This window comes from Thalassospira sp., from assembly GCF_030690045.1.
GTDB lineage: Bacteria > Pseudomonadota > Alphaproteobacteria > Rhodospirillales > Thalassospiraceae > Thalassospira.
The window spans coordinates 87416-110603 of the sequence record NZ_JAUYHK010000018.1 but is presented as its reverse complement, the minus strand read 5'-3'; the positions used below and the strand labels follow the sequence as shown (position 1 = coordinate 110603).

The window sequence follows — 23188 nt, the reverse complement described above, 5'->3', positions numbered from 1 at the left end:
TTGACAGAACCCCATCCCTATCGCCACAATACATTATTGAATCGATTCATTTCGGTTTTCCCGGCGATCTTCCGATTGCTCCTTGCCGCCCTGATGGGGCGGCTTTTTTTTGCATCGGTCATTCCGGGCGTTCGGCACGGGTCTGACGAAAGGTCAGATTGATACGTTGCCCGACCGGACGTGCCGTTTTGGGAATTTGATGGATCCAGCAATGCTGTGTTTCACCCGCCATCACCAACATTGAATTATGCGGCAAATCGACATCAATCCGTTCACCCGATGCCCGGTGTTTGAAATGAAACCGCCGCGGCGCCCCAAAGGACAGGCTGGCGATCACCGGGTTGATGCCCAGAACCGCCTCATCATCGGCATGCCATGACACACTGTCGCGGCCATCGCGATACCGGTTCAGCAACACCGTGTTAAACGCCACCCCGGCCTTTTCCTCGGCCCTTGATTTCAACGGCAGCAAAATTTCGGGAAACGGGGCCGCCGGGTGATAAACGCCGCTATAGCGATAGGCGACATCGCCAAACCATGCCGTAAGGCGCGGCACGGCAATATCGCGCCCCATCATCCGGGCGGTTTCCTGTTGCCAGATAATCCGGCTTTGCAGGCGCTCGAAAACACGGTCAGCCTCGTCGTCTGGCAAAACATCGCAATATAAAAACGCCGTCCCGTCACGGGGCAGGATGTTTTGCGGTGGCAAACTGGCGAAAAGATCGGACATCAGGTGCTCGGTCAGGACAATCAGGTTCCGGTGGCCTGTTCGACATCATCAACACTCAATCCCACGGCTTCGTAAAGATTGATGGTTTCAAGTTCCAGGCTGGTTTCGGCATCGGCCAGATCCTGTTGCGATCGGGTCAGGGTCCGTTGCGCATCCAGCACATCAAGGAAATTCGACAGGCCCTGCACATAGCGCACCCGCGACTGGTCAAAGGCCTGCCGGTGATAGGATACCGCCGTGATCAGGGAATCCCGTTGCCCGACGGCGCCGACATAACCAAAAATTGCCGATTCAACTTCTTCAATCGCGTTCAAAAGGGTTTGCCGGTAAGCATAAAAAGCCTGTTGGGCGCGTTGTTCGGCCACCTCGATATTGGCGCGACGTTGCCCGCCATCATACAGATTGGCGTCAATCACCGCCCCGATGGCGGCAAGGGCGGTGCGGATAATCGGCCCAGAGCCAAAACCGCTGGCCGCCATCGACAGGCTGCCATTCAGCGATAATTGCGGATAAAGTTCGGCGGTTTGTACGCCAATTTCCGCCGTTGCCGAAATCAGGGCCAGTTCGGCGGCCCGCAAATCAGGCCGACGGCGCAACAAATCGGCCGGCAGGCCAATCGCCGGGGCCGCATCAAACAGCGGCAAGGGGGCCGGTTGCAGCAATTCATCGCGATAGGTGCCCGGTTGTGCCCCGATCAACACGGCCAGCGCATTGACCGAACGATCAATCCCGGTTTGCAGCAAGGGCAAGGTCGCCTCGATATCGGCGACTTCGGCACGGGCGCGGGACAGATCAAGTTCGGAGGCCAACCCGCTTTGCGCCCGCAATTGCACGATGTCGCTGGTCTGGCGTTGCAAATCCAGTGAATCCTGCAGCAGGGCCTGACGTTGCTGGGTGCCGCGCAGTTCAATGTAATTGCGGACAATATCGGCAATCACGGTGCGATACACATCTTCGCGCAGATAAATCTGCTCCATCAAATCGGCCTGCGCGCCCTGTTCCTCGCGCAATTGCCCGCCCCACAGATCGGGCGTCCATTCCAGATCAAGGGCCGCACCATATTCGGCACTATTGACATAATTTCCGGCTTCGCGCGTTGACCAGCGGCGTTCAACGCCGGTGTTGCCCTGAATGTCGGCCTGCACACCATTGCCGCCGACAACACCCCGGGCAATCGCGCGGGCCTCGGCAATGCGGCTGGCGGCGATTTGCAAATCAAGGTTATTGGCCAGGCCATCTTGCAACAGTTTCTGCAAAACCGGGTCATTGCTGCTTTGCCACCAACGGCCATCCCCGGCAATATTGGGTGAAATCATCGGGATTTCGGGGCTGTAGGCCGATACCAGATCAAATTGCGGTGCGGTATATTCCGGGCCAACCGTCTGACAGGCCATCAGGGACATCGTCGCACACATCGCCATGAACGGCGCAAACCGTCCGATCCCTTGCACCATTATCCTGCTTTTCCTTCTGACCGGCGTTCTTCAATAAGCTGGGCCGCTGCAAGCTGGGCCTCAAGTTTCTGGCCACGATCGGCCCGCGCCGAAACAAACCTTGCCAGCAACAGATACAGAACCGGCGTTAAAAACAGGGTGAAAACAGTGGCAAAGCCAAGCCCGCCAAAAACCACCCAGCCAATCGCCGCCCGTGCCTCGGCCCCGGCCCCGCTGCCCAGCACCAATGGCAACCCGCCCAGCACCGTTGAAATCATCGTCATCATGATCGGGCGCAGACGGATCATCGCCGCTTCGTGGACGGCATCATAAACACTGCGCCCCTCATCGCGCAGCTGATCGGCAAATTCGACAACCAGAATGCCGTTTTTCGCCATCAACCCGACCAGCATCACAAGCCCGATCTGGCTGTAAATATTGATCGATGTACCGCTGATCGACAGGGCGAAAATCGCCGCGGCAATCCCGAATGGCACGGTAAGAACCACCACAGCAGCCGACATGAAACTTTCAAACTGTGCGGCAAGCACCAGCAACACCACCAGAATTGCAATCAGGAAAGTCAGTTGCAAATCCGATGTGGTTTCGCCAAATGTTGCGGCCTCGCCCAGAAACAATAACCCGGTTCCCGCCGGAACAATATCGCCAACCACATCTTCAATATCGACGATTGCCTCCTGAAGGGTAAAACCGGGCGCGATATTGGCCGTTACCTTGACCGCCCGTCGTTGCCCTTCGCGTTCCAGCTCCGATGCGACAGCTTCTTCATCCATCGAAATAATCGAAGACAGCGGCAAAATGCGGCCATCCGTACCCGGAACAAACAGATTTTCCAAGTCGCCCGGATCATTGATCGCACCTTGCATGCTGCGCAATTTGACCGGTACGGTGGTGTCATCAACGCTGATTTCGGTGACTTCATACCCGTCAATCATCGCCCGCAACGTGCTGTCGAGGCTGTCGATGGTTACGCCAAGATCAAAGGCCCGCATCCGGTCGATATTGACCCGCAACTGCGGCTGCGTCGTCTGATACGAAACCCGGATATCGATAACGCTTTCATATTTGGCTTCAAGTTCGGCCTGTACGGCACGGGCATTGGCCGCCAGATTGTCGTAATTGGTCCCGATCAGGGCAAACTCAAGCCCTTCACCCGATCCGCCGCGCAATCCCAGACTGTTGGGTTGATACAGAAAAGCCTGGACACCCGGCAACCGGTCAAGTTGCGGCTGGATAGATGCCGTGATTTCCTGCTGGCTGCGGCGGCGTTCTTCCCACGGCACCAGCGGCGTAATAACCAGTGCGCGGTTGGGGTCCCAAAGCCCGACAATGGTATAGATATTGTTGGCTTCGCCTGCCTCGACCACCGGCCTTAGAATGTCTTCGACCATTTCGACCTGACGGTCCATATAATCGATCCCGACACCATCCGGCCCGCGTAGCGACACCAGCAAACGCCCGCGATCCTCGTCGGGCAGCAATTCCTGGGTGACACTGTTATAGGCCCCAAATGCCACCCCGGCGGTCACAACGGCGATGATCAGGGTCACATAGGGAAATTTCAGGGTGACATCCAGAATACGGTGATAGTATCGCCCGCAATATCCACCGAATTTTTCCAACATGCCCGGGTTTTTCGCCCCGCCTTCGTCCGGATCGATATTTTTCAGCCGCGAGGCCAGCATCGGGCACAAGGACAGGGCCACGAAAGACGAAATCGCCACCGCGACCGCCAGAACAAACCCGAATTCGCGAAACAGCCGACCGGCCGTGCTGGGCAAAAAGGAAATCGGCAGAAACACCGACACCAGCGTTGCCGTGGTGGCAATCACCGCAAAAAACACCTGCCGCGTGCCCAGAACCGACGCCGCCAGCGACCCCAGACCCTGTGCCTTGCGGCGCTGAATATTTTCCAGAACGACAATCGCATCGTCAACAATCAGCCCGGTCGCCAGAACCAGCGCCAGCAAGGTCAGAATATTGATCGAAAAACCCAGCATCCACACCGCCGCAACAGTGCCAATCAGGGCAATCGGAATGGTCACGGTCGGGATCAGCGTCGCCGGAACGGACCGCAGGAAAACATATAATGTGCCGATCACAATCAGCACGGCCAGACCAAGGCTGGTCATGACTTCCCACAACGCACTTTCGATAAAGACCGCATCGTCGGAATTGATGATGATTTGAATCCCGTCAAGCTGACGGTTGAGTTGCGCGGTGACGTCGCGCACGCCCTGCGCAATCGCAATGGTGTTTGATTGCGCCTGCCGAATCACGCCAAGCCCGATCACGGTGCGGCCATCAAGGCGGACATAGGATGACGCATCATCCGGCCCGAAATAAACATCCGCCACATCACCAACGCGAATGCCGTCGCGCACGAAAATCCGGTTGATATCCTCGATTTTCCAGACCGACGCATCGGCCCGCACAAACAAATTCTGATCGTTCGGATCGAAACTGCCTGCCGGAATATCAAACTTGGCCGTGCGCATCACCGCAGCCAGATCCTCGACCGACAGGCCATAACTGGCCAGACGCAACGGATCGATCCGCACATGCAGTATTTTGTCGCGTTCGCCGTTGATGCTGATTTCCGCAACCCCCGGCACCGACAACAACGCCGGTTCAATCTGGTCTTCGACCACATTGGCCAGTTCTTCTTCGGTCAGGCGGGTACTGGCCACCGCCAGCCGCAGGATCGGACTGGCGTCGGCATCGGCCTTGACGATGCGGATATCATCCACTTCGTCGGGCAGGGATCGTTGCGCACGACTGACCGCCTCGCGGATATCATTGGCGGCGTTGTTGATATCAACATCGGGATAAAATTCGACCCGAACCCGCGAACTGCCTTCTTCGCTGCTGGAACTGATTTCCCGAACACCACTGACCCGCGATGCCGCCCCTTCGATCACGCTGGTTACTTCGGTATCGACTGTTTCGGGCGATGCGCCGGTATAGGTGGCATTGACCGAGACAATCGGGCGATCCACATTCGGCAATTCCCGGATTTCAACCCCCAGAATCGCCGACAAACCGGCCAGAATGATCAAAAGCGACACCACGACAATCAGGATCGGGCGACGAATGCTGAGCGAGGCAAGATCGTTTTGATTGTCGCTCATCTTACAGGCCTTCGCCGGTATCGTCATTGCGCCGGACGACACCGGGCTGCCCGGCGGCTTCACCCCGGATTGCCGCCGATACTGTCCGCCCCGGACGCAGGCGCTGAACGCCTTCAACGACAATCAGGTCGCCCTCGGCCACCGGCCCGTCGATCAAAATCCGCCCGCCGGTCCGTTTGACGACCCGCACCGGAACCCGCGATACGGCGTCATTCTCGTCGATCTGCCAGACATAGGTCCCGCCATCCCCCCACAACACCGAAATTTCCGGCACCGACGGATAGGATTTCCCGGCCAGTTCCAGATAAACCGCAAAAGACATGCCGGGACGCAGCCGGTCATCGGGGTTGGGCACACTGGCGCGCACACTGAAGGTCCGGCTTTGCGGATCGACCCGGCTGCCGATTGCGGCAACAGTGCCTTCAAAAATTTCGCCCGGCAGGCTCCATGTTTCAACACGCAAAGCCTGTCCCGGCCGGACATCGGCAAAACGGGTTTCGGAAATTTCAAAATCGACCAGAATATTCTTGATGTAATCCAGTGTCGTAATCTGGGTTGCATCATCCACGCGGTCGCCGGTTTCAATCGCCGAAATACCGACCACCCCGTCAAACGGGGCCAGAATGCTGCGATCCGCCAGATCGACCTCGGCCTGATCCAGCCGAATGCGCGCCTCGGCCAAAGCGGTGCGGGCATTATCGACCTCGCTGTCCGATACAGCACCCAGGGGCCGGGCCTGCTCATACCGCGCCAACATCTGACGGGTATCTTGCAACTGCACCGCCGCCAGATCGCGCGCCAGTTTTTCCCGCGCAGAATCCAGAATCACCAGAACCTGCCCGCGCACAACTTCATCACCGGCATTGAACAAAACATCGGAAACCTCGCCTCTGACCGCCGGAAAAATCGACACACCCAGCGCCGATTTCCCGGTGCCAACAGCCTCGATCACAGTATCGTTGCGAACCATGCTGGCATATTCGGCAATCACCGGCAGCCCGGCGGATGCGGCATTTTTGGCCCCATTCGATCCTGCTTCATCGCTGCCGGTACCGCCGGTCAGCAGCCCGGTCTGTCCGCTATAAACCAGCCAGCCGCCAATACCGGCCACAATCAATCCCGAAATCAGTACCAGCCTGCCTGCGCGTGACATTGAATGTCCCGTTCCTGTTCTTTGTTTTTCATAAAAAATGAATAATCCTGAAACCGTTACGCTGTTTTTGCGCATCCGGTTTGACAGCAGTTCCAGATTGCCACTGCCTTTTTAAAACTTCGACATTTAAATTGTACTGTTTTGTATCAGGATTGCATCCAAATCCCGACAATTGCACAAACAATAATCAGGACCGGTTGCGCAACCGGTCCTGATGGCAGATGACAAAAGTTTGAAAGATCAGGCGCTGTGGCGCAAAGCGGGAGGAGGCGCATCCTGCAACAGATCATTGGCCGCCCCCATCACCAGCGGGTGCCTGCCGTCATCCCCGGCGGTCAGATGGGTCACCGCCGATAAATGGGCACGCCACATTTCAGCAATGAACATGATGACATCACCGCGCTGTTCCAGCGGATCGGTAAATTTCAGTCGCATGCGCGGCGATTGCAGACCCCGGCGACTGGTGACCTCGACCCCGTATTCGCCAGGGCATCCGGCAATGGTGACCATCATTTTATGGCCGCACGCCCAATCCTGTGAAGGCCGGACCGAAAGCCCGCCCACCGACAAATCATAAAGGCTGGCGACAATCATCTCGCCGCGATCCTGAAACGTCACCCGGACCGCCTTGCCCGACATCACACGCGGGTCATCCTTGTCCTCATCGTCCCCTTCGCCCCCATTGCCCGGTCGATCCCCGGCGGCATCGCGCACCGCCCGGTTCAGCGACATCGACAATTCCCCGACATTGGCCGACACATCATCGGCCCGCACAGTCAGATCGACGCTGAGTTGCCCGGTTGCGGCAATATCGCGCGATACTTCGACAATTGCCTCGCTGACATGGCGGGCGGCGTCGCTGGCGGCGACAATGGCGGCTGAAATTTCTTCGGTTTCACGGCGTTGCTGGCCGACATCGCCCGCGACTTCTTCGGAAATCGTCATCATATCGCGCACCGTCACCCCGACATTTTCCATCGCGGCAACGCACCGGTCCGTCACATCACCCATCGCACTGACATGGGCGGTAATCTGTTCGGTGGCCCGGGCGGTTTGCCCGGCGAGGCTTTTGACCTCGGCGGCGACCACGGCAAATCCCTTGCCCGCCTCCCCGGCACGGGCCGCCTCGATGGTGGCATTCAGGGCCAGCAAATTGGTCTGCCCGGCAATTCCGCGGATCAGATCGACCATTTGTTCAATGCTGGTGGCGACCTTGCGCAAATCATCGACCGCCCCGGCCGATTGTTCGGTATTGGCAACCGCCGTATGGGCAATGGTTCGTTGACGATCCACCCGGGCGGCGATGGACCCGATGGCCCCCGACAGGCGGGTGGCGGCATCGGCAATCGACTGGGCGTGGCTGCGGCTTTGATCCGCCGCACGGGTGGCGGTTTCGGTCTGCCCCGTCACCCGCTGGGCGGCGGCGGCAACTTCGCCCACCGCCTCGCGCATCCGGTTGACCTGACTTGCCACCGATTCCACCAGCCCGGTCGTTTCACCCTCGATGGTTTCGGCCATTCCACCCAATGATGCCCGGCGTTTTTCTTCTTCCGCCCGCTGAACTTCAAGGCGTTCTTCGGTCATTGCCTCGATTTTCAGGATATTTTCCCGGAATACCGCCACCGTGCGCGACATCGCCCCAAATTCATCGCGGCGATGCCGATCCTGCAAATCAATATCGGTATTGTTTTCGCCCAGCCGTTTCATGTCATGATTGACCCGCGACAGGGGGCGCAGGATGCTCAGGGCAATCGCGGCGGCCAACAGCAACGCCACCAATGCGCCAATCCCGGCGACCACCATATTGGTGATGGCAGTATTTTGCGATTGCGCATGAACCGATGTCACCAGGGCATTCTGCCCGGCAATCGCCTCGGCGCGGATATTTTCAATAATCTGCTGCACCTCGCGCACTGCTGCCTTGAAATCATCCATCGACTGGCGAAACCCGATGATCGATCCTTCAAGCTGGTTCGCCCCCTGTTTCAACAGGTCATTATCGCGGGTGGCATAGGAAAACAGTTTGCGGTCATTGCGGCTGATATCGCCCATTGCAGCGCGGATTTCGTCATGCAGGCCGGTCAGACCGGCCGTCGCCGCACGGGCTTCATCCAGATTTTCCGGGGTGGCGACAATCGCATATTCCAGATTTTCGACAATTGCCGCCATATTGCCATTCGCCAGCCGGTCGCCAAACTGTGCGGCCACCGCCGGGTCATGCGCATCGACAAAGGCCACCAGTTCGGCGGCAGACCCGCCCATCTGATGGGCACCCAGCAACATGGTATCGGCCGATGCCGACAGATTTTCCGCCCGCAACACCAATGGTTCAAGCGTCGCCAGATAACGTGCTGCCAATGTTTCAAGGGCGGCAGCCTTTTGTTCATCGCCGCTGCTGCGCAAGGCATCGATCAGGGTCTGACCGCTTGCCACCGCATGATCCTGAACCGTTGCAATCCCCGCCCGGTCCTGCGGGTCGATGGTCTGGGCAAACAGCAAAACCTGATTGGAAAGCCGTTCCAGCCGCAAGGCATAATCATTGGCCAGCCCCACCAGTTCGGTGCTTTTGGCAATCCGGTCCGCCTGACCGGCAAATCCCAAAAGATAGGATGACGACAACGCGCTGAGCCCCAGCACCAGCACAATCAACGCCATGAACCCGGCAAAAATGCGATGGCCGATACGAATGCGATCCAGAAACATGAAATCTCCGACGGTCCGGGATGAAACAGGTGCCCGATCCTTACCCGCAAGAAGGCGCAGGTTTTGTAACAGTTGGATGAAGATCGTGTTTCAGGCTGCATCCGTGCGCAAAGGCGCAAACATCCTGTTCACATGAACATTTCAGGCCCCGAAAAACCGACAAGTGCGCCAGGCCTCTATACAGGGGCATAAAGCCCCCTCTACCTTTCTGACTCGGCCCTTTTCCGGTGAAATCACCAAAATTTCGACTCGCCGGATATTGCAAAATTGTATCACAACAATATTGTCCAAGCCGACGGACAAAACCCTGATTATAATGGGCCGATGGTACATTCGGAAAAACATCCCCGGCCCGCGGCCGACAAGCCCCGCGAACATGCCCGTCACTGGCGGGCGGCAACGGGTATTGATTTGTTCGAGGCCGATTACAAACGCTTTACCTTCCCCAAACACAGCCATGATTATTACGCCTTTGGCACCATGCTGGACGGGGCGGAAAAATTCATCACGCGCGGCACCAGCTATGTCGCCCGGCGCGGACAACTCTTATTGATGAATCCGATGCAGATTCATGATGGCGGCCCCGCCAGCGACGAGGGCTATCATTACCAGATCATGTTTATCGCCCCGGAAATCTTCGCCGATCTGATTGCCGAAATATCGCCGCGCAGCCCCGGCCTGCCGTTTTTTGGCAATTCCGTCATCAATGACCCCGATTTACATCTGTTGCTGCAACGGCTGCATCGGATGTTTCACCCCGAAACCCGCCATGCGACCCCCGATCTGGAACGCGACAGCGCGTTATTGTATGGTGCGGCCCGGTTGGCCCTGCGCCATGCCGATGCGCCGCCCTTTACCTATCATCCGGGGTCCGAAGACCGCCGGGTGCGCCGGGTGATTGAATATATGGCCGCCCATCTCGATGAAAATATTACGCTGGACGAACTGGCCACCCTGACCGGTCTCAGCCGCTTTCACCTGCTGAGGGTGTTTCGCGATGCCACCGGCCTGCCGCCCCATACCTATCTTGGCCATATGCGCCTGCGCCGGGCCAAACGCATGTTGTTTGACGGTGCCGCAATTGCCGATACAGCAGCCGCCACCGGATTTAGCGACCAAAGCCACCTCAACCGGCATTTCAAGGCCATGTGGGGGGTCAGCCCCGGTGCGTTTATCGCCAGTTTGCGCTGATCATTCTGCCAAAACCGCGCCATAGGCATCGGCCCGCCGATCCTGCAAATAGGGATTGGCAAGGCGTGATTGGCTCAGTTCCTGAAAATCCAGATCGGCAATGATCAGGCCTTCGGCCCGATCCGCCCGCGCCAGGTCGCCCTTTGGGCCGCAAATAACGCTTTGCCCGCAATAGGTCAGATCCCCCTCGCGGTCGCACCGGTTGGCATAGGCGACAAATATCTGGTTTTCCATCGCCCGCGCCGGAATCAAAATATGCGCCACCCGCGAAAACGGATCCATCAGGGCCGTCGGCACCAGCAAAAGATCGCATCCCGACAAGGCCAAAACACGGGCGGCTTCGGGAAATTCGGCGTCATAGCAAATCAGAATACCAACCTGAATGCCGTTCCATTCCGCCACCAACGGCAAATGATTGCCCGGTGAAAACATCTCGCGGTCCAGATCGCCATAAAGATGTAATTTGCGATGATGCAAACGGCGTTTGCCATCGGCATCAAACAGCACGGCACTGTTATAATGCCGCCCATCCGCCCCGCGTTCGGCAAACCCCGCCGCAATCGCAATGCCGGTGCGCCGCGCAAGGGCCGAGATTATTTGCTGGCTGGGACCGCCGATTGTTTCGGCCCGTTCCACCACCCCGGACCGACCAATATTATAGCCGCACAGGAACATTTCCGGGCACAGCAACAATGCCGCACCATCGGACCGGGCCTGTGCCGCCTGCACGGCCAGATCAGACAGCCGTTGTTCCTTGTCAGGGCCACTACCCGATCCGGACTGATAAATGGCGATTTTCATCAGCCTAACCGCCTTTGCGGTTTTTCAGCGCCGCGACGCACAGGCAGAATTCCTCAAACAGGATTTGCGCCCCGGCATGGGCCGTATTGGTGGTGCCATCATATTGCGGTGCGACTTCCACCATATCGGCCCCGATAAAATCCACCCCCGACAACCCACGCAAAATCGCCAGGGCCTCGCGCGAGGTCAGGCCGCCGATTTCCGGCGTGCCGGTACCCGGCGCAAAGGACGGATCAAGGCTGTCGATATCAAAGGACAAATAGACCGGCCCATCACCTGCCACCGCACGGGCGCGGGCAATAACGGCATCTACCCCCATTTTCGGCACGTCTTCGGCATGGATCACGGTCATGCCGCTGTCATAGGAAAATTCCCACAAATATTCCGCCCCGCCGCGAATGCCGATCTGGATCGTGCGTTCCGGGTCCAGAACACCATCGATCACGGCCTGCCGGAACGGGCCGCCATGATGGAATTTTGATCCTTCATATTCGCCACCGGTATCGCAATGGGCGTCAATATGGATCATGCCGACCGGTCGCTGTTTGCCAACCGCCCGCAAGATCGAATAACTGATCGAATGATCGCCGCCAATCGCAATCGGAATAACGCCCGCCGTCACCAGCTTGCTGAAATATTCCTCGATATCCTCGTGGCAGGATTGCAGGGAATAGCGGCTGCGAAACGGCACATCACCGATATCGGCAACCTTGCATTCCGATCCCGGCACCATGCGCAACACATGTTCATAAGGGCCAATGCGTTCGATATTGCGCACCGCCCGCGGACCAAGACGCGCACCGGCCCGGTTCGTCACCCCCAAATCCATCGGCACCCCGATCAGGGCAATGTCGATGCCGCCAAAATCGGGTAATTCCGTCGCATCCGGAAGATAGGGGGCATCCAGAAAGGTCGGCACCCCGGCAAACGGCCATTTACGTTTGTCGCCGCCGCTAAATTGTGTGTCGGCCACGGCCCGAAAATGCGGGTCATAAATATCCCCGCCCTTGGTGCTGGCATATTTATCCCGCAGGGCGGCAAGTTTGTCATGTGTGAACATGGCGGCGTTCTCCTTGAAACAAAACAGCGTGGAGCGCAGGTTTTCTAACGGTCCCCGTCATCATCGCGCCATGCCCCCAACAGGCGCGGCAGATCGCCAAAACGGGCAATCAGGCCAAACACCAGAACGGCCAGCACGACAAACACCACCGTCACCGAGGCCATCGTCGGGGTGTAACCATAACGCAGGGAATTGAAAATTTTGATCGGCAGGGTTTCAACGGTGAAGCCCACCGCCATATAGGCAACGATATATTCGTTAAGCGACAACACAAACGCAAAGGCCAGCCCGGAAATGATATAGGGCACGATCAGCGGAAAAATGACGGTGCGCAAAATCGTGCGGTCATCGGCTCCCATTGTCGCCGCGGCCTCGACCAGACTGTCATCGACCGCCTCGAAACCAAGGGTCAGTGTGACCAGCGGCAGGGTGACAAAGAAAATGCCGTGGCTGATCACAACCGTCCATGGCTGCCCGTAAAAGCCCGCCATGCTCCAGAAACTCAGGAAACCAAGGGCGGTAATCACCGGCGGCAGGATAAAGGGGGCCAGTCCCAAAATCTGGACGATCCGCGCCCACGGCGCATGATACCGCCACAAAAACCACGCCAGCGGAAAGGCCACAATCACCGACAGCAACGATGCGCCGACCGCCACACCAAAACTGTTGACCAGCGCACCCCGCCATCCCGGATCGGTGAAAATCTGCGCATACCATTCCAGCGAAAAACCCTGTGGCGGAAAGCTGAGAGATTTGCGTTCATTCACCGACACCCCGGCAACCACCGCCAAAGGTGCCGCCAAAAACAGCGCCATCGCGCCCATGAACAAACGGATCATGAATGTGCTCATCCCGTATGCTCCCGCTTGCCCACCAACAGCGCCAACGCCACAAACGACAGGCTGACCAGCACCAGAAACACGGCCATCGCCGCCGCAAAGGGCATGTTGGACTGGTAAATCGCCTGATCGGTAATCAGCACCGATAACGTCCATTGCGACGGACGGCCCAACAATTGCGGCAACAGATAGCATCCCAATGCAAAGACAAACACCATGATCAGCGTTGAAACGATGCTGTTGCGCAGGGCTGGCACAATGACGTTAAAAAAACTGCGCGCCGGGCTGGAACCAAGGGTGCGCGCCGCCTCCACCAGTGTCGGGTCAAGCCGCGACAGGGCGGGATACAGCACCAGAACCGTATAGGGGAATGCCTGATACACCATGCCGGTCAGAACCGCCCCAAAACCCGGCGTCAGCGACATCGGCGTTTCCATCAGGCCAAGGGCAACAAACAGATTGGTAATGCCAGCTGTGCGCGATAGCAGCGTTGACCAGCCAAACCCGATCAAAACTTCGGACAGCGACAGCACTGACAACAAAAATACCAGCCACACCACCTGCACCCTTCGCGATTGCCGCGTCAGCATATAGGTGAACGGAAAGGCCAGAATGACACAAATTACCGCGACCAGTGCTGCCAACCCCAGTGAAAACCCCAGAATTCCGGCGAAAAACATGCTGAGAAACCGCGCATAGTTTTCCAGAACAAAGGCCGGTTCATAGAATGCCCCCTGCACGCGCTGAAAAAATGAAACGGTAATCATGATGCCAAACGGCACCACGAAAAACAGCGCCAGCATCCCTGCGGGAAAGGCAATCAGCGCATAATCAGACGCATTTCGGGGTTTGATCCGCATTACGCCCCCACCACCACACAATCGTCCGGCGGGAAATGCACCCTGACGCTATCGCCATCGGTAATATCGGGGCGGTTATAGGGTGAACAGACGGCGACAATCTGTTCGCCTGCCACTTCCAGATAAATTTCAATGCTGGCCCCCAGATCGCGGATATAGGATACCCGCCCTTCAAGGTCGCCATCACCATTGGCCTGTGTCATTTTGCCGACCTGCACATTTTCAGGCCGCACCGAAATGCTGGCTTCGCCGGTTGCCGGTAATCCCGGCACGGCCAAAATTCCCCCGGCGACGGCCAATCTGCCGGGGGCTGCCACCCGGCCTTTCAGCAAATTGGTCATGCCGATGAAACCGGCGACAAAGGCATCGCGCGGACGGCGATAAATTTCAACCGGCGGGGCGACCTGATGCACCTTGCCTTCCGACATCACAACCACCAGATCGGCCATCGTCATGGCTTCACGCTGATCATGGGTGACAACGATGGTGGTAATGCCCAGCTTGCGCTGAAGCTGTTTTAATTCGATCTGCATGCTTTCGCGCAGCTTGGCATCCAGCGCCGACAACGGTTCATCCAGCAAAAAAAGCTGTGGTGACAGGGCCAACGCCCGGGCAATCGCCACCCGTTGCCGTTGCCCGCCCGACAGTTTCGACACAGGCCGGTTGGCCATATCGGGCAATTGCACCAGATCCAGCAACCGTTGCACGGCCTTGAAACAATCTGCCTTGCCCGTGCCGCGAATGCGCAGCGGATAAGCAACATTTTCGCCGACACTTAAATGCGGAAACAAGGCAAGGCTTTGGAAAACCATGCCAAAATCGCGTTTATGAACCGGCAGGCGGGTGATATCGCGCCCGTCGAGCAAAATCCGCCCCCGGGTCGGGCTTTCCAACCCGGCAATCATCCGCAGCAATGTGGTTTTGCCACAGCCCGACGGCCCCAACAGACAGACAAATTTGCCCTGCGGGATGGTCAGGGTGGTTTCGGAAATAGCCGTAAAAGCGCCGAATTGTTTTTCGACGGCATCAAACACCAGACCGGACATGCAGCATTTCCTGTTGATGGCGGGACTATCGCAGCAAGACGGCGGGCAGAGGCATTCTTGCCCCTGCCCGATCCAATCAGCCAACGATCAGTTCGGTCCATTTCTGGGCCAGCCAGTCGCCCTTTTCCAGATAGATGTCATAGCGCGGAATGATCGGATCAATTTCCGACGATACCGATGCAAATTCATCGTCGGTCAGGTCGGTTGCCGCCCGGTCAATGGTTGGCGATGTCCCCACCTTGCGCGACAGCAGGGACTGGATCGACGGCTGGCTCATGAAATCGATAAAAACATGTGCCAGATCAAGTTGATCGGATGCCTTCGACACCGCCCAGCTTCCGGCATCATTGATGCCTCCTTCCTGCGGGAAGGTGGATCGGACCGGATACCCGTCTGCTGCCGCCAGACCGGCAACATCGTGATAATATTGCCCCATCGGAATTTCGCCCGATTTCAGCGCCTGTTCAAACTGCGCCTCGTCACGATACCAAAGCTGCACATTGTCTTTCAGTTCGGCGATTTTATCCATCACCTGCAAAATACCGTCTTCGGTATCAAGGATTTCCTGCCCGCCAAAATGGGTTTTGGCGGTGATATCAAGCAAGAAGGAATTGGACGCCAGCGCCAGCAATCCCAATTGCTGTTTGCGTTCAGGTTTCCACAATTCGGCCCAGCTTGTCGGGGTTTCGGCAATCACGTCGGTGTTGGAAACCAGCGTGATATACCATGTCACCGCCCCAACGCCGCAAACCCCGCCATCGGCATATTTGTTGATAAAAGCCGGTTTGACATTGGCAAGATTTGGCATTTTCGCCGCATCCAGCACCGCCCAGATCCCGGCACTGGCACCGCGCAACATGCTGGCCTGTGCGATCATCGATACATCGGCCGGGGCCTGCCCGGCGCGGGCCGCCTGTTCAAGCTGCACCAGCCATGCCTCGCCGGTCGGCTGGGCAATTGATTCGACGTCGATGCCGGTTGCCTTGGTAAATTCCGGGAAAATATGGGTATCGAACGAATCCTTGAAATACCCGCCATAGGTGCCGATTTTCAGGGTTTTGGTCTGGGCTCTCAGAATGCCGGGGAAACCGCTGATCCCGGCCACGGCCAGCGCCGATCCGCCTGCCAGGCCAGCCAGAACCTTGCGGCGGCTTACCCCCGTCTTCACTATTTCCATGTGATCCACCTCTGATATGGCCGGGCCGGGCCCGGTTTTTAATTTTATATGCCGGTCACAGCCTCATCGCCTTCGCGCCAGCATCCATCAGCAGATCAAATTGCAGGAAGGCGAAAAATCAATTATTGCTGAAATTCACTTTGATGATTCCCAAAGTAAAATCAAAATCCAAGGATTTCCGCCATGATGATGGACCAGTCGGACCTTAAATTGCTGCGGATTTTTGTCACCATCGTCGAGGCAGGCGGCTTTGCCCCGGCGCAAAGCCAGTTGAACCTGTCGCTTTCGACCATCTCCAGCTATATCACCACCCTTGAAACCCGGCTGGGTTTCAGCCTGTGCAAACGCGGGCGCGGCGGGTTTTCCCTGACCGGCGAGGGACAAACGGTTTTTGACGATGCCCACCGCCTGTTTAAATCGGTCGGACAGTTTGAAACAAAAATGCGCAGCCTGCGCGACAAACTGAATGGCACCCTGACCATCGGGCTGACCGACAATACAATCACCGATCCCAATTCCAGCATCGAAGGCACGATTGCCCGTTTTGTCGAACAGGCCCCCGATGTCACCCTGCATCTGTTAACCTATCCGCCCAACGAATTATTGCGCGAGGTGGTCACCGGCGCGATCCAGATTGGCATTTGCAGCTTTCCAAAAACCGTTCTGGGCCTGACCTACATCGATCTTTATTCGGAAATGCACCGGTTCTATTGCGGGCAGGATCACCCGTTGTTTCACATGCCCGATGACCGGATCGACATCGACGAAATCCGGCGTTATCGCATTGTCGGACGTAAATTCTGGCTGGGCCGCGATCTCAAGGATTTTGCCATTGCCCGTCCGCACGCCACCGTATCGGACATGGAGGCCGAGGCCCGTCTGATTCTGTCTGGTGCCTTTCTGGGATATTTGCCCGAACATTACGCCCAACAATTTGTGGGGCAGGGCCGCATGCGCGCCATCCGCCCCGATCAGTTCTTTACCGAGGCAATGTTTCAGGCCAGTTTCGACACCAGCCAGCAACTGGAACCGATCACCCAGCTTTTTCTTGATATGCTGATAGAGGATTTCAATCAACGTCGCCCGGCATAGCGCCCCAAACACCACCGCAATTTCATCCAATCGCCCACATCTTGCCTGCGCTATAACAGACTGCCAAAAACAACAAATTCTGGAAACGTTCATGTCGCGCGATTCTCATTTTCAGGCCGACGCCATTTTGCGCGGGGCGATGGCCTGCCTGCCTTTATTGCCCAGCACAATCATTTTCGGGGCGGTGCTGGGCGTGCTGGCGACCCAGCGCGGTCTTACCCTTGGCGAATTGCTGTTGATGAGCCTGACGGTGTTTGCCGGATCGGCGCAATTTGTCTCGGTCGATTTGTGGCGCGAGACGATCCCGACCGCCACCATCATCATTGCCACGGCGGTTATCAATCTGCGCTATGTGCTGATTGGCGCGTCCTTGCGCCCGGTGTTTCGCGGGCGGCCCTTATGGGTGAAAATCGCCGGCATTCATTTGGTTGCCGATGAAAACTGGGCCGTCACCATGTCGCAACCCGATATCGCCAATCCGGGTTTTCTTCTGGGCGGCGGGCTGTTTCTGGGGGTGGTTTGGGCAACCGGCAATATTGCGGGATATATTCTGGGCGGCGGCATTCCCGATCCTCAGATTTATGCGCTGGATTTCGCCTTTACCGCCATTTTTGCTGCCCTGACGGTCGGCATGTGGAAAGGCCGCATTGATTTGTTACCGTGGGTCGCCGCCGCCATTGGCTCGATCATCGGCCATTATCTGTTGCCGGGCAAATGGTCGGTTCTGGCCGGGGCGGCGTCCGGGGTGCTGGTTTCGGCCCTGACATGGCCGGGAAACACGACCGCACCGGATGCAAAACCCGCCCGACAAGGAGCCCAAAATGACCGTATTTGAAAGCCTTTCGACGTTTCATATCAATGCAATTCTGACCATTCTGGGCATGGCGGCGGTGACCTATGGCATGCGCGTGGGCGGGCTTTTGATGGCGGACCGTTTGCCGCAAACCGGGCGATGGGCACATGTTCTGGAACGATTGCCCGGCGCGGTTCTGATTTCCGTCTGGGTGCCCAGCGCACTGGCATCGGGCACCATCGGCATCGCCGGGGCGGCGGTCACCCTGATTGCCATGATCGTCACCCGCAATCTGTTTGTGGCGATGGTGACGGGCATGGGGCTGGTCGCCGCCGGGCGGTATTTTATCGTCTGATCCCAAAAAGAAAGGGCCCCGTCGAATGCGGAGCCCGTTTCATTGTCACGCCGCCGCCAGATTTTGTTCGCGGGTGGCCTCGAATTTCAAATTCGGCCAGTCCTTTTGCGTGGTTTCCAGATGCCACGCATTGCGGGCAATGAAGACCAATGTACCGTCATGGTCTTCAAACAGTGCCCCGCGATTGGTTTCGCTGAATTTTTTCAGTTCCAGCGGATCATCGCCCACCACCCAGCGCGCCGCATAGGCCGGGGTCTGTTCAAAATGGACCTTGATGCCATATTCGGCCGAAATGCGTTCTTTCAGCACTTCAAACTGAAGCTGCCCGACCACGCCAACGATCCAGTCCGCCCCCAGCATCGGTTTGAACACCTGCGATGCACCTTCTTCGGCAAGCTGTTCAAGCGCACGTTGCAGATGTTTGCCCTTGAGCGGATCATCAAGACGGACCTTTTGCAGCAATTCCGGCGCAAAGGCCGGAACCCCGCGAAAGCGCAAATCTTCGCCTTCGGTCAGGGTATCGCCAATCCGCAAGGTGCCGTGGTTGGGAATGCCGATAATATCGCCCGGCCAGGCTTCTTCGGCAATTTCTCGGTCATTGGCGAAAAACAGCATCGGGTTATGCACCGCCATCACCTTGCCCGCCCGCACATGTTTCAGTTTCATGCCGCGTTTGAAATGGCCCGAACACAGGCGGATAAAGGCAATGCGGTCGCGATGTTGCGGGTCGATATTGGCCTGCACCTTGAACACAAAGCCCGATACCTTGGGCTCGTTGGCATTGACAAGGCGGGTGGCGGCTTCTTGCGGGCGCGGGGTTGGCGCATTTTCGCCAATGCCGCGCAACAATTCACGCACGCCAAAATTATTGATCGCCGATCCAAAAAACACCGGCGTCATATGGCCTTCGCGATAGGCCTCGATATCGAATTTCGGGCACATTTCGCGCACCATTTCGATATCCTCGCGCAATTGCGCCAACAAATAATCGGGGATCAATTCTTCAAGGCGCGGATCATCCAGACCTTTAATCTGGATGGCATCCTTGATCACATTGCCGCCCTTTTCCATAAACAGAATCTGGTCATTGACCAGATCGTAACAGCCGCGAAAATCCCGGCCCGATCCAATCGGCCAGGTCACCGGCGTGACATCCAGCGCCAGATCCTGTTCGATCTGGTCCATCAACTCAAAGAAATCGCGGGTTTCGCGGTCCAGCTTGTTGATAAAGGTCGTGATCGGCACATCGCGCAGACGGCAGACCTCAAACAGCTTGCGCGTCTGGGTTTCGATCCCCTTGGCCGCGTCGATCACCATCACCGCACTGTCAACCGCCGTCAGCACGCGATAGGTATCTTCGGAAAAATCCTCGTGGCCCGGCGTATCAAGCAGGTTGAAGATATTGTCTTCAAACTCGAACGTCATCACCGCCGAGGAAACCGAAATCCCGCGATCCTGTTCGATTTTCATAAAGTCCGACCGTGCCCCGCGCTGGGCCTTTTTCGCCTTGACGGCCCCGGCCATCTGAATGGCCCCCCCAAACAGCAACAGCTTTTCGGTCAGGGTGGTTTTGCCCGCATCGGGATGCGAGATGATGGCGAAGGTCCGGCGGCGCGATACCTGATGGTCAATCGGCGACATGGTCATTCCAATAAACTGATTTTCGATTTGGCGCGCACTGTACTGATTTTTGACGCCGATGCCATCCTGAATTCGTCATGCCCGGCATGACGTGGATCGAAATCGTCATGGTGGTACAAACGGGCTGACACAAACTTGTCACTTGCCTTTGCGAAAACATGTCGATAATTCTCGACATATGGAAACAAATAACGCAATCACCGCCCTGTCGGCACTGGCACAGGAACATCGTCTGACCGCGTTCCGGCTGTTGGTGCGGGCGGGCGAGGACGGCATGGCCGCAGGTGAACTGGCCCGCAGCCTTGCCATTCCGCATAACACCATGTCGTCGCATCTGGCGGTGCTCAGCCATGCCGGGCTGATCACGTCGCGACGCGAAGGGCGGTCGATCATTTATTTTATCGCACCCGATGCGATGCGCGAATTACTGGGATTTCTTGCCGATGATTGTTGTCAGGGTCGCCCGGAGCTGTGCGGTCTGACCATACAGGACAAACCAACGGCCTGTTGTTAGGCCCGTTTTTCATAAAAAGGACAAAGTGATGGCCAGTGGAACCTATAACGTTCTGTTTCTGTGTCAGGGCAATTCGGCGCGCAGCATCATTGCCGAAGCAATCATGAACAAAAACGGGCATGATCATTTTCATGCCTATAGCGCCGGGGCGCATCCGCGCGGCAATTTGCATCCCTACACGGTTGATCTTCTGAACAATCTGGGCGAAGACCCGTCCAGATACTCATCCAAACCGATGGAAATCTATTCTGAACAATCCGACATCCGGTTTGATTTCATCTTTACGGTCTGCGACCAGACCGCCGCCGAAGGATGCCCGGTTTTCCCCGGATCACCGATGACCGCCCATTGGGGCGTGCCCGATCCGGCATCCGTCACCGGGACCGAGGCGGAAATCCGCCTCGCCTTTGCCGATACATGGCGAATGATGCAAAACCGCATCAGCATTTTCACCAGCCTGCCCTTTGCCTCGCTGGATCGTCTGTCCTTGCAGCACAAGCTGGATGATATCGGCAAGACCACCCTTTCCGACACACAGGAAACGGCCTGAAGAATGACAGACCAGACCAAACCGGCGGCATCCCCGCTGGGAACCTTTGAACGTTACCTGACCCTTTGGGTTCTAGGCAGCATCGTTGTCGGCATCATATTGGGGCAAGCATTACCCGGTCTGTTTCAGACCATCGGGTCATGGACCGCCTATGAGATCAATCTGCCGGTCACCATTCTGATCTGGCTGATGATCGTGCCGATGTTGATGAAGGTGGATTTCGGCGCCTTGCACGAAGTTGGCCGCCAATGGCGCGGGATCAGTGTCACCCTTGGCGTCAACTGGCTGATCAAACCCTTTACGATGGCCGCCCTTGGCTGGCTGTTTATCGGCTGGCTGTTTCGCCCGTTTTTGCCGGAAACCGAAATTGAAAGCTATATCGCCGGGTTGATCCTGTTGGGGGCCGCCCCCTGTACCGCGATGGTGTTTGTCTGGTCGCATCTGACCAAGGGGGATGCCAATTTCACCTTAAGCCAGGTCGCGCTGAATGACACGGTGATGATTTTCGCCTTTGCGCCGATTGTTGCCCTGCTGCTGGGTATTTCGGCGATTACCGTGCCGTGGGAAACCCTGACGATTTCGGTCATCGCCTTTATCGTCATTCCGGTGATTGCCGGGCAACTGATTCGCCGACAATTGATGTCGGGCGGCATCGCGGCCTTTCATCGGGCCGATGCCCGATTGCGTCCGGTGTCACTGATCGCCCTTCTGACCACGCTGGTTTTGCTGTTTGCCTTTCAGGGGCAGCAAATTCTGGCGCAACCGATGATCATTGTCCTGCTGGCGGTGCCGATCATTTTGCAGACCTATTTCATTGCCGCCCTTGCCTATGGGCTCAATAAAATTCTGGGGGTAGAACATCGCATTGCCGCACCCTCGGCAATGATCGGGGCCTCGAACTTTTTTGAACTGGCCGTCGCCACCGCCATTGGCCTGTTTGGCTTTTCATCCGGCGCGGCCCTTGCCACCGTGGTCGGGGTCCTGGTCGAAGTCCCGGTAATGTTGTCGCTGGTGGCGATTGCCAATCGCACCCGTCACTGGTTTCCCGTCCCCCAAAAAACCGGAGCCTGATCATGACCCGTAAAATCCGTATCGGTATCAATGGCTTTGGCCGCATGGGACGGTTGGCCCTGCGCGCCGGATGGGGCCACCCGGATATTGAATTTGTCCATATCAATGAAATTGCCGGGGGCCCGGAAACGGCGGCGCATTTGCTGGAATTTGATTCGGTTCATGGCCGCTGGAACCATCGTGCCGAATGCGTGAAGGGGCAAGTCGTCGTCGATCAGGACCATGCCATCGGATTTTCCGCCAACACAACACCGGGCGCAACCGACTGGATGGCGGCGGGATGCGATATGGTTCTTGAATGCACCGGCGTTTTCAAAACCCCCGAAACGATCCAGCCCTATTTTGATCAGGGCATCAAAAAAGTCATCGTCGCCGCCCCGGTCAAGCAAGGGGCGCTCAACATCGTTTATGGCATCAATGACGATCTGTATGATCCGGCGACCCATCATCTGCTGACAGCGGCCAGTTGCACCACCAATTGTCTGGCCCCGGTGATCAAGGTGATCCACGAGAAAATCGGCCTTGTCCACGGGTCGATCACCACCATTCACGATGTCACCAATACACAGGTGATTGTCGATCTGCCGCACAAGGATTTGCGCCGGGCGCGGTCCTGCCTGCAATCGCTGATCCCGACCAGCACCGGATCGGCCACCGCAATCACGATGATTTACCCGGAACTGGCGGGCAAGCTGAACGGCATTGCCGTACGGGTGCCGCTGTTGAATGCATCCCTGACCGATTGCGTGTTTGAAGTCGCCCGCGACACCAGCGTTGAGGAGGTCAATGACCTGCTGCGCGTTGCATCCGAAACCTATCTGGTCGGCATTCTGGGCTATGAAACAAGGCCATTGGTCAGTGTCGATTATCTGAATGATCCGCGATCCTCAATCATTGACGCCGAATCGACGATGGTGATCGACAAACGACAGGTCAAAATCCTTGCCTGGTATGACAATGAATGGGGCTATGTCTGCCGCATGGTTGATCTGGCCGCCAAAGTCGCCCGCAGTCTTTAAAGTCTGGA

The 23188-nt window shown here is 57.1% G+C and carries 20 protein-coding genes; 8 read left to right on the top strand and 12 right to left on the bottom strand.

Annotated features, from left to right (window positions below):
• Nucleotides 1–118: 118 nt before the first annotated feature.
• The 5 genes from Q8O73_RS15545 to Q8O73_RS15525 form a co-directional block, all read right to left on the bottom strand.
• Nucleotides 119–730, bottom strand: coding sequence for an alpha-ketoglutarate-dependent dioxygenase AlkB (locus Q8O73_RS15545; protein ID WP_305559104.1), 612 nt, complete (start codon nucleotides 728–730; stop codon nucleotides 119–121).
• 20 nt (nucleotides 731–750) lie between these two features.
• Nucleotides 751–2184 carry an efflux transporter outer membrane subunit gene (locus Q8O73_RS15540; protein ID WP_305559103.1) on the bottom strand — a complete coding sequence of 478 codons (1434 nt, stop codon included), beginning with the start codon at nucleotides 2182–2184 and terminating at the stop codon, nucleotides 751–753.
• Complete coding sequence (locus Q8O73_RS15535) at nucleotides 2184–5315, bottom strand: efflux RND transporter permease subunit (protein WP_305559102.1); 3132 nt, start codon at nucleotides 5313–5315, stop codon at nucleotides 2184–2186. The genes Q8O73_RS15540 and Q8O73_RS15535 overlap by 1 nt, the downstream gene beginning before the upstream one ends.
• A gap of 1 nt (nucleotide 5316) precedes the next feature.
• Nucleotides 5317–6468 (bottom strand): efflux RND transporter periplasmic adaptor subunit, encoded by a 1152-nt coding sequence (locus Q8O73_RS15530; RefSeq protein WP_305559101.1) that lies wholly within the window; start codon nucleotides 6466–6468, stop codon nucleotides 5317–5319.
• Nucleotides 6469–6708: 240 nt separating this feature from the next.
• Nucleotides 6709–9171 carry a methyl-accepting chemotaxis protein gene (locus tag Q8O73_RS15525; protein ID WP_305559100.1) on the bottom strand — a complete coding sequence of 821 codons (2463 nt, stop codon included), beginning with the start codon at nucleotides 9169–9171 and terminating at the stop codon, nucleotides 6709–6711.
• 324 nt (nucleotides 9172–9495) lie between these two features.
• Between Q8O73_RS15525 and Q8O73_RS15520 the strand changes: the two genes are divergently transcribed.
• Nucleotides 9496–10362, top strand: coding sequence for an AraC family transcriptional regulator (locus tag Q8O73_RS15520; protein WP_305559099.1), 867 nt, complete (start codon nucleotides 9496–9498; stop codon nucleotides 10360–10362).
• On the opposite strand, the gene Q8O73_RS15515 is transcribed toward Q8O73_RS15520, so the two are convergent.
• The 6 genes from Q8O73_RS15515 to Q8O73_RS15490 all read right to left on the bottom strand — a co-directional run bounded on the left by Q8O73_RS15515 (nucleotide 10363) and on the right by Q8O73_RS15490 (nucleotide 16145).
• Nucleotides 10363–11163 (bottom strand): carbon-nitrogen hydrolase family protein, encoded by an 801-nt coding sequence (locus Q8O73_RS15515; protein WP_305559098.1) that lies wholly within the window; start codon nucleotides 11161–11163, stop codon nucleotides 10363–10365.
• 4 nt (nucleotides 11164–11167) lie between these two features.
• Complete coding sequence (gene speB / locus Q8O73_RS15510) at nucleotides 11168–12223, bottom strand: agmatinase (protein WP_305559097.1); 1056 nt, start codon at nucleotides 12221–12223, stop codon at nucleotides 11168–11170.
• Between the two features lie 44 nt (nucleotides 12224–12267).
• Complete coding sequence (locus Q8O73_RS15505; RefSeq protein WP_305559096.1) at nucleotides 12268–13074, bottom strand: ABC transporter permease; 807 nt, start codon at nucleotides 13072–13074, stop codon at nucleotides 12268–12270.
• Nucleotides 13071–13922, bottom strand: a complete 852-nt coding sequence (locus tag Q8O73_RS15500; RefSeq protein WP_305559095.1) for an ABC transporter permease — start codon at nucleotides 13920–13922, stop codon at nucleotides 13071–13073. The genes Q8O73_RS15505 and Q8O73_RS15500 overlap by 4 nt, the downstream gene beginning before the upstream one ends.
• The gene (locus tag Q8O73_RS15495) at nucleotides 13922–14968 is read right to left on the bottom strand and encodes an ABC transporter ATP-binding protein (protein ID WP_305559094.1); all 1047 of its coding nucleotides are present in this window, start codon (nucleotides 14966–14968) and stop codon (nucleotides 13922–13924) included. Before Q8O73_RS15495 ends, Q8O73_RS15500 begins: the two co-directional genes overlap by 1 nt.
• Before the next feature lie 76 nt (nucleotides 14969–15044).
• Nucleotides 15045–16145, bottom strand: coding sequence for a PotD/PotF family extracellular solute-binding protein (locus tag Q8O73_RS15490; RefSeq protein WP_305559093.1), 1101 nt, complete (start codon nucleotides 16143–16145; stop codon nucleotides 15045–15047).
• Nucleotides 16146–16328: 183 nt separating this feature from the next.
• Here Q8O73_RS15490 and Q8O73_RS15485 point away from each other — a divergent pair, with 183 nt between their 5' ends.
• The 3 genes from Q8O73_RS15485 to Q8O73_RS15475 all read left to right on the top strand — a co-directional run bounded on the left by Q8O73_RS15485 (nucleotide 16329) and on the right by Q8O73_RS15475 (nucleotide 18385).
• Nucleotides 16329–17237, top strand: a complete 909-nt coding sequence (locus tag Q8O73_RS15485) for a LysR family transcriptional regulator (RefSeq protein WP_305559092.1) — start codon at nucleotides 16329–16331, stop codon at nucleotides 17235–17237.
• Nucleotides 17238–17328: 91 nt separating this feature from the next.
• Nucleotides 17329–18072 (top strand): AzlC family ABC transporter permease, encoded by a 744-nt coding sequence (locus Q8O73_RS15480; RefSeq protein WP_305559091.1) that lies wholly within the window; start codon nucleotides 17329–17331, stop codon nucleotides 18070–18072.
• Nucleotides 18059–18385 carry an AzlD family protein gene (locus Q8O73_RS15475; RefSeq protein WP_305559090.1) on the top strand — a complete coding sequence of 109 codons (327 nt, stop codon included), beginning with the start codon at nucleotides 18059–18061 and terminating at the stop codon, nucleotides 18383–18385. Before Q8O73_RS15480 ends, Q8O73_RS15475 begins: the two co-directional genes overlap by 14 nt.
• A gap of 45 nt (nucleotides 18386–18430) precedes the next feature.
• On the opposite strand, the gene Q8O73_RS15470 is transcribed toward Q8O73_RS15475, so the two are convergent.
• Nucleotides 18431–20026, bottom strand: a complete 1596-nt coding sequence (locus Q8O73_RS15470) for a peptide chain release factor 3 (protein WP_305559089.1) — start codon at nucleotides 20024–20026, stop codon at nucleotides 18431–18433.
• Nucleotides 20027–20204: 178 nt separating this feature from the next.
• Between Q8O73_RS15470 and Q8O73_RS15465 the strand changes: the two genes are divergently transcribed.
• The 4 genes from Q8O73_RS15465 to Q8O73_RS15450 are packed head-to-tail and all read left to right on the top strand — an operon-like array spanning nucleotide 20205 to nucleotide 23180.
• Nucleotides 20205–20540: a helix-turn-helix transcriptional regulator gene (locus Q8O73_RS15465; protein ID WP_305559088.1), complete on the top strand. Its 336-nt coding sequence runs from the start codon at nucleotides 20205–20207 to the stop codon at nucleotides 20538–20540.
• 28 nt (nucleotides 20541–20568) lie between these two features.
• Nucleotides 20569–21090: an arsenate reductase ArsC gene (locus tag Q8O73_RS15460; protein ID WP_305559087.1), complete on the top strand. Its 522-nt coding sequence runs from the start codon at nucleotides 20569–20571 to the stop codon at nucleotides 21088–21090.
• A gap of 3 nt (nucleotides 21091–21093) precedes the next feature.
• On the top strand, nucleotides 21094–22161 hold the full coding sequence (gene arsB / locus Q8O73_RS15455) for an ACR3 family arsenite efflux transporter (protein ID WP_305559086.1): 1068 nt from the start codon (nucleotides 21094–21096) through the stop codon (nucleotides 22159–22161).
• 2 nt (nucleotides 22162–22163) lie between these two features.
• Nucleotides 22164–23180, top strand: coding sequence for an ArsJ-associated glyceraldehyde-3-phosphate dehydrogenase (locus Q8O73_RS15450; protein WP_305559085.1), 1017 nt, complete (start codon nucleotides 22164–22166; stop codon nucleotides 23178–23180).
• The last annotated feature ends 8 nt before the right edge of the window (nucleotides 23181–23188 follow it).